Genomic DNA, 13,318 nt, shown 5'->3' on the forward strand with positions numbered 1-13,318 from the left:
AGAAAGGTACTCACCACCATGCAGAAGCCCCAGGTCATCGCCCAGTCCGTCGCCGCCGACGAGGCCGCCGCCACGGCGGCCGACCAGGCGCGGACCGAGGACCCGGCCGGCGGGATCACCCTGTCGGGACGGAACAAGGCGTGCGCCCGGGCCCGCGCCCTGGCCGGGGTGGTGCTCACCAGCGGCATCGTCATCACCCTGAGCTCGATCGACACGAGCGTCTCGGCCCCGAACGTCACCTGGTAGGGGCGTGTCCGATCTTCTCCGGATCTCTCCCGGATCTTCACCCCGCCTCTGTTCGAAACGGCCAACTTTCGTCGCACAATCGGCCGATCCCATGAACTAGATTGCGGACATGCGTTCCCGTTCGCGGTACATCGTCGGTCGTGACCCGCAACTGCGTGAGATCAAGCAGGCACTGACCGACGCGGGCGAAGGCCGAGGCGGGGTCGTCTTCCTGGTCGGCGAGGCGGGGATCGGGAAATCCAGGCTCGCCGCGGAAGCCGTGGGCATGGCCTTCGGCATGGGCATGCGGGCCCTGCGCGGCCGCAGCAGCACCACCGGCCCCACCGTTCCTTTTCGGCCACTCACCGAAGCGCTGATGTCGCTCTTCCGCAGCGGCGAACCCCTGGACGACCTGCCGCTCGGCCCCTACCGGCCCGCGCTCGGCAGGATCATCCCGGACTGGAGCAGCGACGCCCAGAACAACAGCTCCATGGTCATCCTCGGCGAGGCCGTCCTGCGGCTGCTCATCGCCACCGGCAAGGAGCACGGACAGCTGCTCCTCCTGGAGGACCTGCACGACGCCGACCCCGAGACGCTCGCGGTCGTCGAGTACCTCGTGGACAACCTGGAGTACACGAACGTGGTGCTCCTGGCCACCATCCGTACGGAGCCCTGCGACGCCCTCGACATGGCCGACTCGGCCCGCCGGCGCGGCGTGGGGACCGTACTGGAGCTGGCCCCGCTCACCCGCCCCGAGGTCGGCGCGGTCATCGCCGCCCAGCTGGACACCGAGCCCGAACTCGTCCCGCAGGCGGCCCTGGACCGGCTCTGGGACGACAGCGCCGGCAGCCCCTTCCTCGTCGAGGAACTGCTCCAGAGCATGATCGGCAGCGGCGCCCTCGTCCGCTTCGAGGACGGCTGGCGGGTCGTCGGCGACCTGCGCAGCGACGTGTCCACCGCCCTCGCCCGCGGCATCCTGCGCCGCATCGACCGGCTCGGCCCGCAGGGGCTGACGCTGCTCTCCGCGGCCGCGGTGATCGGCCGCCGCTTCCCGCTGACCGTGCTCCAGCGGATGACCGGCATCGACGACCGCGGGCTGCTCAGCCACCTGCACGCCGGGGTCGCGGCCCAGCTCGTCGTCCCCGACGAACCCGCCCCCGACTGGTACGCGTTCCGCCACTCGCTCACCGCCGAGGCCCTGCACACCCAGCTCACACCGGGCAACCGGGCGCAGATGTCGGGCCGCGCCGCCGACGCCGTGCAGGCGCTCTACCCCGACCTCGAAGGCGACTGGTGCCCCCTGGTCGCGGAGCTGCGCTCGCAGGCCGGCGACGACGCCGAGGCCGGGCGCCTGTTCACCGACGCCGGGCTGCGCGCCCTCGCGGCCGGGGGGATCAGCTCCGCGATCACCCTGCTCAGCCGCGCCGAACGGCTGCTCGCCGCCAGCCAGGACCCCGCCGGGCGCACCGACGCCCTGGAGGCGCTGCTCCCCGCGCTCGCCGAAGCCGGGGACTTCACCCGGGCCTTCGGCTTCGCGGAGAACCTGCACACCCTCGGCGGCAGCGGCCTGAGCGCCACCCGGCTCGCCGCGCTGCACACCCGGCTCGCCAAGGTGGCCCACACCGCGGGCCGCTGGGAGGACGGCAACAGACAGATAGCCCAGGCGAGATCCCTCCTGGGCGCCCACCCCGACGAGCGCACCACCGCCTCGATCGACGTGACCGCCGCCTACCTTGCGCTCGACACCCCCGGCCCGGACCGCACCCAACTGGCCGAGAAGCTGGGCAACTCCGCCCTCCAGGCGGCCCAGCGCCACGGCCTGGCCACCGTCGCCTGCCAGGCCCTGGAACTCCTCGCCACCCTCGCCCGCGAACGGGACTTCGACGAGGCCACCGCCCTGCTGGAGTCGGCCCTGCAGACCGCCGAAAAGCACCAGCTCCCGCTCCAGCGCATGTACGCGCTGACCCGGATCGGCGGCAACTACTGGCTCACCGAGGGCGCCACCGCCCCCCTGCTGGCCGCCCGGAGCGAGGCCCAGCGGCTCGGCTCGGCCAACATCGTCCACACCATCGACGGCATCCTGATCCTGGACGCCGTCCTGCGGGGCGAGTTCACCGCCGCGCAGCAGTCCGCCGAGGAGTGCCTGGCCGTCGTGCAGCGCCTGCGGCTGGCCCCCGCCACCCGGTACGTCCTGATGGCGCGGGCCGCGCTGGCCGCCCACCGGGGCGACCGGCCCGCCATGGAGAGCGCCCTCGCCGCCTTCGCCGAGTGGGACGGGGCCGGCTCCCAGGAGGAACCGCTGACCCGCGGCCTCGCCCGGGCCTTCTGCGCGCTGATGGAGGAGGACCTGCCCGGGGCCGTCGGCGAACTGCGCGCCGTCGCCGACCTGGAGGACACCAACCCCAGTACGTACTACCTCAGCGGGCGGTACGGCATCGGCCTGCTCCTGGACGTGCTGTCGGGGGAGGCCGACCGCGCCGCGTTCGAGGAGATCGCCGCGACCGCGCCCGGCCGCATGCGCTGGAACCGGCAGTTCGTCCTGTTCGCCGGGGCCGTCCTGCTGGGCCGTGAACGCCGCCCCGAGGAGGCCGCCGCCGCCGTGGCCGATGCCCTGCGCGTCGCCGCCCCGTACGCCACCGCCCTCCACCTGGGCCTGCGGCTGATCGCCGACGCGGCGTACGAGGACGGCTGGGGCGAGCCGGTGGCCTGGCTGCGCCAGGCGGAGGAGCACTTCCACCAGAGCGGCGTGGCCGCGGTCGCGGGCGCCTGCCGCGCGGCGCTGCGCCGGATGGGAGCCCCGGGCCGCCAGCGCCGTACGGGATCGAGCACGATCCCCGACGTCCTGCGGGCCCAGGGCGTCACGGTCCGCGAGTACGAGGTCTTCCGCCTCCTCGCGGAGCGGCTCGGCAACAAGGACATCGCCGACCGCCTCTACATCTCCCCGCGTACGGTCGAGAAGCACATCGCGGCCCTCGGGGCCAAGACCGGCCGTGCCAACCGGGCCGCGCTCTGCGAACTCTCGGCCTCCCTGGAGGCCTCGGCGCCCTGAACCACCGGCACCGGCACCGGCACCGGCGCCCGCACCGGTCCGCCCGGTCACCGCATCTCGCGGACCGTGCGCGAGCTCAGGATGCCGATCGCCGTCACCGCCAGGACCGCCGCCGAGACGGCGAACATCGGGGCGGTGCCCGACTGCGCCAGGGCCCCGCAGACGATCAGGGAGAGCGGGGCCACCGCGTAGCCGATCACCATGTCCACCGAGATCACCCGGCTCAGCACCGGGCCGTCGATCGTGCGCTGGATCCAGCTGAGGCCGAAGACCCCCTGGAAGCCCATCCCGAAGCCCATCGCCGCCACCGTCACCAGGGCACCCGCCGTATTGCCGACCAGGCCGAGCAGGCCCGTGCCGATCGCCAGCCAGCCCGCCAGCGCGGCGATCAGCAGGCCGATCCGGGGGCGGCTGCTCACGGCGCCGCCGACCAGGGTGCCCAGCATCGCCCCGCCGGCCAGCGCGCCGTTGAGCAGGCCCAGGGTGGTCGAGCCGCCGTGCAGGTCGACCTTGGCCAGGGTGGCGAAGCCGACGGTGAACGGCCCCGCCTGGCAGAAGGTCACCGCCGCGTCGACGGCCAGGATCGTCCGGATCCGCGGGTCCTCGAAGGCGTACCGCAGCCCGGCGCGGATCCGGGCGCCCAGCGAGACCTCGGCCGGGGGCGGACCGGCGCTCCCGGCCGCGCCTTCCTCCTCGGCGACGGGGCGCGGCATCGGACGGATCCCCGCCACGCACACGCCGCAGAGCGCGAAGCACACCCCGTCGACGAGGAAGGCGATGGGGGCGTTGGAGAAGGCCACCACCATGCCGCCGACCGCCGGGCCGAGCACGGCCGACACCTTGGCGGCGACCCCGAGCAGCGCGTTGGCCGGGGCGAGCTGCTCCTTGTCCACCACCGACGGCAGGATCGAGGCCCGGGCGGGCTGGAAGAACGCGTCGACCGCGCCGAAGGCCGCGGCGGCGCAGCACAGCATCCACAGCGTCAGGGATCCGGCGAGGCCGGCCAGGCCCACCCCGGCCATCAGGGCGGCCCGGGCCCAGCTGGAGAGCTTCATCAGGGTCCGCGAGGACCACTTGTCGCTGAGGGAGCCGCCGACCAGGGTCAGCAGGGCCCGCGGCACGGCCTGGAAGGCGAGGACGTAGCCGAGGGCCAGCGTGGACTGCGTCAGGCCGAGCGTGATCCAGGAGAAGGCGATGTAGCTGAACCCGTCGCCGAGCAGGGACAGGGACTGCCCGAGCCACAGCAGGCGGAACGAGGGCAGCCGGGCGGGGGCGCTCAGCCGGTCCCGCGCGTCCACCAGGGTGGTAGCCATGAGAAGAATCCCCTCCGTAGGGACGTCCGTGGTCAGTAGCGGACGGGCAGGGCCGTCAGCGCGCGGTTGAGGAGGGACGGCTGCCAGGTGTGCTGCCCGTCGAGCAGCTCCAGGCCCGGGTACTCGCGGACGAGTACGTCGACCACCGCGCCCGCGACCAGCCGGGCGAAGGCCGCCCCGATGCAGAAGTGCGCGCCGAAGCCGAAGCCGAGGTGCGAGGCGCTGCCTCGCCGGACGTCGAACACGTCCGGGTCGGGGAAGCGTGCCGGGTCCCGGTTGGCGGCGGCCGTGACCAGGAACAGCCGGTCCTCGGCGCGGACGGAGCGCCCGTCGAGGTCGAAGTCCCGCGCGGCGGTGCGGATCGACATCTTCGACGGGCCGTCGAAGCGCATGGCCTCCTCCACCGCCATCGGCACCAGCGCCGGGTCCTCCCGTACGGCGGCCAGCTGCTCGGGGTGCTCCAGCAGGGCGAGTACGGCGTTGACGATGAGGTTGCTGGTGGTCTCGCCGCCGGCGAAGGCCATCTGGGTCAGCATCCCGACGAACTCCTCCTCGCTGACCGACTTCCCGATCTGGCCGCCCGCCAGCACGGCGCTGATCAGGTCGTCCTTGGGGTCGGCGCGACGCTGCTCCACCAGGTCGGCGAGGTAGTCGTCCAGGTTGACCAGGGACTGCAGCGAGGTGCGGTACTCGCGCTCCTCCTGGGCGGCCCCGAGGACCAGGTCGCCGACCCTGGCGTTCCAGTACCAGAAGGACGGGCCGTGCGCCTGGGGGACGCCCAGCCAGCGGGCGAAGACGAGGGCGGGCAGCGGCCGGGCGATGTCGGCGACGAGGTCCCCGATCCGGCCGGGGACGGCGCGGCGGGTGAGCATGGCGCGGGTGGCGCGCTCGACGAAGGCCCGGTAGCGGCCGATCGAGCGGGCCGCGAACTGCTCCTGGAAGACCTGGCGCAGCCGCCGGTGCTGCGGGGCGTCGTTGAACACCATCCAGCGGGAGAGGATCCCGAAGGCCCGCTCGGCGTCCTCGCGGGCGCCCTCCGGCACCGCGTCCATCAGCGGGCGCACCCGCTCGGCGGAGACGGCGGGGGCGCGCAGGCAGTGCATCAGCTGGGCGTGTCCGGTGACGAGCCAGGCCCGGTGCATGGCGGACCAGTACACGGGGTCGTGGTCGCGCAGGGAGTTGAGGTACCCGTACGGGTCCGCGTTGACGGCGGGGTCGAGGAGGTACCGCTCGGTGAAGGGGGCCGTCGGCGCCGGCGGCGTGATCCGCGGGGCGGCGGGCCCGGCGGCGGGCGGCGCGGTCCGCCCGGTGACCGGGCAGACCAGGGGGGACATGTCCGCGGTGGTGCCCGCGGTGGTGTTCGTGTTCGTGGTCAGGACGGTCATCGGCGTGCCTCCGACTGGATCCGGCCGAGCACAGCAGCGGTCTTGTGCATCAGCCGTTCGGACATCATGGACATGTGGTCGCCTTCGGTGACGTGGACGGTCAGCCCGCCGAGCGCGATCTCGCGCCAGCGTTCGACGTAGGTGCGGAAGTCCACGTCCAGCCCGGGCATCGGTTCGCCGTCGGGCAGTTCCGCGGCCGCGCTGCCCACCAGCAGGTGGACGTGGCCGGGGTAGGGGCGCAGTGCGTAGTCGGACAGGGCGGTCAGCAGCGAGTGCCAGACCTCGATGGGGGCCTGCTCCACCAGGGCCGCCTCGCCGGGGCTCATCCCGGCCCCCAGCAGCAGGGCGGTGAGCTCGGCGACGGCGGCCTCCCGTTCCGGGGAGGTCGGCAGCGTACGGACCCGGTCGCGCATCCGCAGGCCGCGCTCCATGTCCCGGCCGATCGCCGCGAGGCGTTCGCCGGCCGCCGGGTGGGGCAGGTGCGGCTCGATCAGCGTCAGCGGTGCGACGGTGTGACCGGCCTCGTGCAGCTGGGTGGCCATCTCCAGGGCGATGTTGGCGCCCATGGACCAGCCCAGCAGGTCGTGCGGGCCGTGCCCGCCGTGGGCGGCGAGCTCGGCGGCGTAGTTGGCCGCGATCCCGGCGATGGTGGTCGGGTCGACCCCGCCGAGCAGGCCCCGGGCCTGGAAGGCCCGGACCGGCTGACCGGGCGGGAGGGCCCGGGCGAGCGGCACGTACCAGGCCCCGCTGCCGCCGCTGGGGTGCACGCACCACAGCGGGGCGCCGTCGCCCTCGCGCAGCCGGACCTCGGAGGTGACGGCCCTGGCGCCGGGAGAGGTCTCCGCGGCCCCCGCCGCCTGCGCGGCGCGTACGGCGAGCCGGGCGATGGTGGGCAGTTCGAGCAGGTCCCGTACGGAGACGCTCAGCCCGCGGGCGGCCGCCTGCGCGGCGACCCGGACGGTCGAGAGCGAACTGCCGCCGAGGGCGAAGAAGTCGTCGTGGACACCGACCTGCTCGATGCCGAGCACCGTGCGCCACACCTCGGCGAGGACCACCTCGGCCGGCGTACCGGGAGCGACGTAGTCGCCGGCACTGCCCACCCGGTCTGCCGAGGGCAGCGGCAGGGCCTTCTTGTCCACCTTGCCACTGCTGTTGACCGGCATCGCGTCGAGGAAGACGAAGCGGGCGGGCACCATGTACGCGGGCACCTTGGCCCGCAGTGCCTCGCGGAAGGGCTCGACGACGGGCTCCACCCCCGCCTCCGGCACCACGTACGCCACCAGCGCCGGCTCCGGCAGGTCCCGCCGCAGGAGGACCACCGCCTGCTGTACGTCGGGCAGTTCCCGCAGCCCGTGCTCGATCTCGCCGAGCTCGATGCGGAATCCGCGCAGCTTCACCTGGCTGTCGCGGCGGCCGAGCACCTCCACCGCGCCGTCGGGCAGCTGGACGCCGATGTCGCCGGTGCGGCACAGCCGGCCGCCGGGGGCGCCGTACGGGTCGGGGACGAACGCGGCGGCGGTGAGGTCGGGGCGGTTCACATAGCCCCGGCCGATGGCGCGCCCGCCCAGGTAGACCTCGCCCTGCACCCCGACGGGGACGGGCTGGAGCTCCTCGTCGAGGACGTAGACCTGGGTGTTGCGCATCGGCCAGCCGATCGGGGGCCGCTTGCAGTCCGGCTTGAGGAGGGTGGAGACGGACCACACGGTCGTCTCGGTGAGCCCGTAGACGTTGTAGAACCGCCGTCCGCGCGCCCACTTCTGGGCCAGTTCGGCCGGGCAGGCCTCGCCGGCGACCTGGAGCATCCGGATCGCGGGGAAGCGGTCCTCGCCGAGGGCCGCCAGGGCGCTCGGGGCCAGCATCGCGACGGTGATCCCGTACTCCAGCAGGGTGTTCGCGAGGTCGGAGCCCGCCCGCAGTGCCTCCCTGGGCGGTGTGCACAGCTGCGCGCCGTTCGCCAGGGCCCAGGTCAGGTCCATGATCGAGACGTCGAAGCTGAGGGAGGCGAACTGGAGCACCCGGTCGGCGGGGGTCACCGGGAACAGGTCGCGCTGCCCCTCCAGCATGTTGGTCAGGCTGCGGTGCTGGATGGTGACGCCCTTGGGCGTGCCCGTGGAACCGGAGGTGTAGAGGATGTAGGCGGCATTGTCCGCGGTGACGGCGGGCGCCGGCGCCGGGGCCGGCGCCCCGACCGGATCCGCCCAGGTCGCCGGGTCGTCCACGACCAGGGTCGGGCCGTCGAACGGCACCGTCCCCACCAGCGAGGACTGGGTGATCAGCACCGGCATCCCGCTGTCCTCGACGATGAACTTCAGCCGGTCGGCCGGGTGCTGCGACTCCAGCGGCAGGAACGCGCCGCCCGCGCGGAGCACACCGAGCACGGCCCGGACCATCTCCGGACCCCGGTCGAGGCAGATGCCGACCGGGACCTCCGGGCCGACTCCGAGCGCACGCAGCCTGTCGGCCAACCGGTGTACGGAGGCGTCCAGTTCGGCGTAAGTGACCTCCTGCCCGCCCTGCCGGACGGCGACCGCGCCGGGCGTGAGCACCGCGTGCTCCGCCACGCACTCGTGGAACATCAGCGAGGTGTTCGCCAGCTCGGGGCCGCGGCCCCACTCCTCCAGCGCGCGCATCCGCGCCTCGCCGGCCAGCGCCGGCGCCGTGACCGGGGCGTCCGGCCGTGCGGTCATCGCCTTCAGCACCCCGCACATCAGGTCGGCGAGCTGCTCGGCGGTGTCCGGGGCCAGGTAGTCCGGGTCGACGTCGAGGGTGAAGGACTCCACGCTCGCGTTGAGCATCAGCGGGAACGCGGTCCGGGCGATCTCCAGCGAGTCGTCCCAGCTGTCCCCGGACAGCCGGTGGAAGTTGACGTAGTTGAAGAGGGTGTCCGCCAGGCTCGGCTCGCCCGGCCGCAGCTGCGCGAGGCGGGCCAGCGGCACCCTGCGGTGGGGGAGCATCTCCTGCTCGGCGGCGAACGCCGCCTTCAGGTACTCCAGCCAGCTGCCGCGGGGACGCCGGACCCCGAACGGCACCGTGTTGAGGAACAGCCCGCGCATCCGGTCGGCGCCGGGCACCTCGGGCCGGCCGTTGGTGACCAGGCCGACCGAGTGCCCCTCGGCGGAACCGTCGCGCTCGGCGAACAGGCTCATGGTGTGGTGGAACGCGCAGAGCAGGACGGTGCGGCGCGGCACCCCGGCCAGCCGCGCCAGCCGGCCGATCGGCTCGGCGAGGGCGGCGTACGAGCGGCGCGCCTCGTGCACGAACTGCCCGCTGTCGGAGGCCTCCGTACCGCGCCGGGTGAACCGGATCGGGCTCAGGTCCCCGAGGGCCGAGCGCCAGTACTCCAGCCCCTCCTCGCCGACGAGCGCGGCCCGCTCCAGCGCGACGTACTCGGCGTACGGGGGCGCCGGCGGCAGCTGCGGGGTCCGGCCCTGGGCCACGGCCTGCCGGTGCAGGTCCAGCAGGTCGGCTATGAGCGAGGTCAGGCTCCAGCCGTCGAGCACCACGTGGCAGTCGGTGAGCGTGAGCCGCAGCTCCCGGTCGGTGAGGTGGTGCAGGTGGATGCGGACCAGCGGCGGGGCCGCCAGGTCGAAGCGACGGCCGAACTCCGCGTCCACGTAGCCCTGTACGGAGGCCCACTGCTCCGCGTGCGGCAGACCGCGCAGGTCGCTGTAGCCGACCGGGAGCGCGGCGGCGGCGTGCACCAGCTGGAGCGGCTCGGAGAAGGAGACCAGGTCGATGGAGGAGCGCAGGATGCTGTGGCCGCGGACGACCGTGTCCACCGCCGTCCGGAAGGCGGCGAGGTCGAAGCCCTCCGGCACGGTGATCTTGAGGTCGGTGACGTTGTGGTAGGCGCCGCGGCTCGGGTCGGCGAGCATCTCGTGCAGCATGCCGGCCTGGAGCATGGTCAGCGGGTACGCGTCGTCGAGGCCCTGCGGCAGCCGGGCCGCGTCGGCGGCGTCCAGCTGGGAGAAGGGCTCCACGGGGGCGGGGCCGGTGCCTTCGGGCGCATGCGTCGCCAGCGCGGCGAGGTCGCCCAGGGTGCGGGCCCGGAACAGGTCCGGGACGCTCAGGCCCAGTCCGGCGTTGCGGGCCTGCCCGATCACGCGCAGGGCCAGCATCGAGTCGCCGCCCAGGTCGAAGAAGTTCGCCGTACGGCTGATCCGCTCGGCGCCCAGCACGTCCGACCAGATGCGGGCCAGCGCCTCCTCGGCCGGACCGGCCGGCGGGACGTGCCCGGCGGGGGCGGCGGCCCCCTCGACGGACACCGCCACCAGGGACTTGCGGTCCACCTTGCCGTTGGCGGTGATCGGCAGCTTCGGGTGCCGGACGAACAGCGCGGGCACCATGTACTCGGGCAGCGTCAGCCGCAGCCGGTCGCGCAGGTCCGGCGCGTCCAGGGGCCGGCCCTCGGTCAGCACCACGTGGGCGACGAGCCGGGCGCCGCCGTGCGCGTCGGGCCGGGCCACCACCGCGGCGTCCCGTACGCCGGGCAGGGCGCGCAGCGCCGTCTCGATCTCGCCGGGCTCGATGCGGAAGCCGCGGATCTTCACCTGGTGGTCGGCCCGCCCCGCGTACGCCAACTGCCCGTCGGGCAGCACCCGTACGAGATCGCCGGTGCGGTACATGCGGGTCCCGGCCGGCCCGAAGGGGTCGAGGGGGAAGCGCTCGGCGGACAGCTCCGGCCGGTTGCGGTACCCGCGGGCGACGCCGCCGCCGGACACGTACAGCTCGCCCACGGTGCCGTGCGGCACCAGACGGCCGGCCCGGTCCAGGACGTAGCCGTGCTGGCCGGCCAGGGGCCGGCCGATCGGCGAGTACACGGGGGAGACCGTGTCCTCCTCGGTGATCAGCCGGTACGTGACGTGCACGGTGGTCTCGGTGATCCCGTACATGTTCACCAGCGCGGGCCGCCCGCCCCCGGGCGCGGCGAACCAGTCGCGGTAGTCGCGGGCGTCGAAGGCGTCCCCGCCGAAGACCACCGTGCGCAGTGCGAGCGCGCCGAACTCCTCGCCCTGCTGCGCCAGGTGGGCCCGCAGACCCTTGAAGGCGGCCGGGGTCTGGTTGAGCACGGTGACGCGCTCGTCGCGCAGCACGGCGTGGACGGCGGCGGGGTCGCGGACCTCGTCCTCGGTCAGCACCACCACCCGGCCGCCGGAGGTCAGGGGGGCCCACAGCTCCCAGACGGAGAAGTCGAAGGCGGGGGAGTGCAGGAGCGTCCACACGTCGTCGGCGCCGAAGTCGAAGTGGCGGTCGGCGGCGCCGAGCAGCCAGGCCAGGTTGCCGTGGGTGATCTCGACGCCCTTGGGCTGCCCGGTCGATCCCGAGGTGTAGATGACGTACGCGAGCGTCTGCGCTCCGGGGAGCACGGCGCAGTGCAGGTCCTCGGTGTCGTCGGAGGTGTCGTCGGCGGGGTCGTCCAGCGGGATCACGCCCACCGGCAGCCCCTCCACCGCGGCGTGGCCCACGGCGTCGGCGACCACCCACTCCACCCCGGCGTCCTCGACCGTGAACTCCCGCCGGGCCCGCGGGTGGGCCGGGTCCAGCGGCAGGTACGCCGCGCCCGCCCGCCAGACGCCGAGCAGTGCGACGGCCAGGTCGACGGAGCGGCCCAGGCACACGCCGACCAGGGACTCCGCGCCGATGCCCGCCGCCCGCAGCCGCCGGGCCAGGGCCAGCGAGGCCGCGTCGAGTTCGGCGTAGGTCAGGCTGCGGCCGCCGCCGGAGACGGCCACGGCGGCGGGGGCCAGCCGGATCCGCTCGGCCAGGCGCTCCATCGCGAGCCGCGGCGCCGGCTCGGGTGCGGCGCCGGCCGGCGGGCGGTTCGCCGGTCCTTCGGGGCCCAGGAGCGCGGCCCGCTCGCCGGCGGTGAGCAGGTCGGCCATGCCGAGCGGCACGTCCGGGGCCTCGGCGAAGGCCCGCAGCACCGCGACCGTGTGCTCGGCCAGCCGCGCCACCGAAGCCGCGTCGAACAGGTCGGGGCGGTAGACGAACTGGAGCCGGAGGCGGTCCGCGTCCTCGCCGACGTCCAGCGTCAGGTCGAACTTCGCGGTGGTCAGGTCGATGGGGAAGGCCGCGCCCGTCGCCCCGCCGAGGGTGTACGCGCCACCCTGCCGCGCGCCGGCGGAGTGCGAGAACAGCACCTGGAACAGGGGGTTGCGCGACAGGTCCCGCTCGGGGCTCAGCTCGTCGACGACCCGCTCGAACGGCAGGCTCTGGTGGGACAGGGCGCCCAGCACGCTCTCCCGGGTCCGGGCGAGGAGCTGCGCCGAGGTCGGGTCGCCCGACAGATCGGTGCGGATCACCAGGGTGTTCACGAAGAACCCGACCAGCTGCTCGATCTCCGGGCGCTCCCGGTTGGCGACGACGGTGCCGATCGCGATGTCGTCCTGGCCGCTGTGGAAGGCGAGCGCCGCCTGGAAGGCCGCCATCAGCGTCATGTACGAGGTGGTGTCGGACCGGCGGCCGAGCTCGGCCAGGGCCGCCGTCAGCACCGCGGGGAGCTCTACGGTGTGCACGGCGCCGGCGGAGCTGCGGACGGCGGGCCGCGGGTGGTCGGTGGGCAGTTCGAGCGGGGTCAGGCCGGCCAGCGTCGAACGCCAGTAGTCCAGGTCCGCGCTCTCGTCGGCCCCGTGCTGCCAGTGCGCGTAGTCGGTGTAGTCGACCGGCGGCTGGGGGAGCTGCGGGGCCAGGTCCCGGCATCTGGCGCGGTAGCAGGCGCCCAGGTCGCCGGTCAGGATGTCCAGCGACCAGCCGTCCGAGACGATGTGGTGCATGGCCAGGACGAGGACGTGGTCCTCGGCGGCGATCCGCAGCAGGGTGGCCCGGAACGGGGGCGCGGCGGCCAGGTCGAAGGGGCGCAGCGCCACCTCCCGTACGGCCGCGGCGATCGCCTCGGGGCCGCCTTCGCGGACCGCCGGGGGCAGGTCGACCACGTCGAGACCGGCCGCGTCGGCGGCGGGGAGCACGCGCTGGGCGGGCACGCCGTCCTCGTGGGAGAACACCACCCGCAGCTGCTCGTGGCGGGCGACGAGGTCCCCGATCGCCGCGCCCAGCGCGGCGGTGTCCAGGGGGCCGGCGAACCGCCAGGCGGCGGGCATCAGGTACTCGACGCCGCCGGGGTCGAGCTGGTCGAGGAAGTACAGGCGCTGCTGGGCCGCCGACAGGGGGGCCTGCGCGGGGCGCGGGTCGAGGCGGGGGATCCCGGCGGGCGCGGCGGCGGCCTTGCCGCGCAGGCGCATTTCGAGGAGCCGGCGGGCCGCCGGGGAGAGGCCGCCGGGCGTCGTGGAAGAAGTGGGGGAAGCGGGAGCAGTGGTGGAGGGTTCGACCTGTGCAGTGGTCATCGCAAG

At 74.4% G+C, this 13,318-nt stretch carries 5 protein-coding genes; 2 read left to right on the top strand and 3 right to left on the bottom strand.

Annotation, left to right across the window (positions count from 1 at the left end):
• Window positions 1–18: 18 nt before the first annotated feature.
• Together ACFXGI_RS14700 and ACFXGI_RS14705 are read left to right on the top strand one after the other, a co-directional pair.
• A complete protein-coding gene (locus tag ACFXGI_RS14700; RefSeq protein ID WP_030863262.1) occupies window positions 19–246 on the top strand; it encodes a hypothetical protein in 228 nt (75 codons plus the stop codon).
• Window positions 247–355: 109 nt separating this feature from the next.
• Window positions 356–3,274, top strand: coding sequence for a helix-turn-helix transcriptional regulator (locus ACFXGI_RS14705; RefSeq protein ID WP_384705924.1), 2,919 nt, complete (start codon window positions 356–358; stop codon window positions 3,272–3,274).
• A gap of 47 nt (window positions 3,275–3,321) precedes the next feature.
• On the opposite strand, the gene ACFXGI_RS14710 is transcribed toward ACFXGI_RS14705, so the two are convergent.
• From ACFXGI_RS14710 to ACFXGI_RS14720, 3 genes are read right to left on the bottom strand one after another with little or no spacing between them, the layout of a single operon-like run.
• Entirely contained in the window at window positions 3,322–4,587 is a 1,266-nt protein-coding gene (locus ACFXGI_RS14710) for an MFS transporter (protein WP_384705925.1), read from the bottom strand.
• A 32-nt stretch (window positions 4,588–4,619) separates the two neighbouring features.
• Window positions 4,620–5,972 (bottom strand): cytochrome P450, encoded by a 1,353-nt coding sequence (locus ACFXGI_RS14715; protein ID WP_384705926.1) that lies wholly within the window; start codon window positions 5,970–5,972, stop codon window positions 4,620–4,622.
• Complete coding sequence (locus ACFXGI_RS14720) at window positions 5,969–13,312, bottom strand: amino acid adenylation domain-containing protein (RefSeq protein ID WP_384705927.1); 7,344 nt, start codon at window positions 13,310–13,312, stop codon at window positions 5,969–5,971. Before ACFXGI_RS14720 ends, ACFXGI_RS14715 begins: the two co-directional genes overlap by 4 nt.
• Window positions 13,313–13,318 lie beyond the last annotated feature (6 nt).

It is taken from the genome of Streptomyces sp. NPDC059355 (assembly GCF_042752335.1).
Classification (GTDB): Bacteria; Actinomycetota; Actinomycetes; order Streptomycetales; family Streptomycetaceae; genus Streptomyces.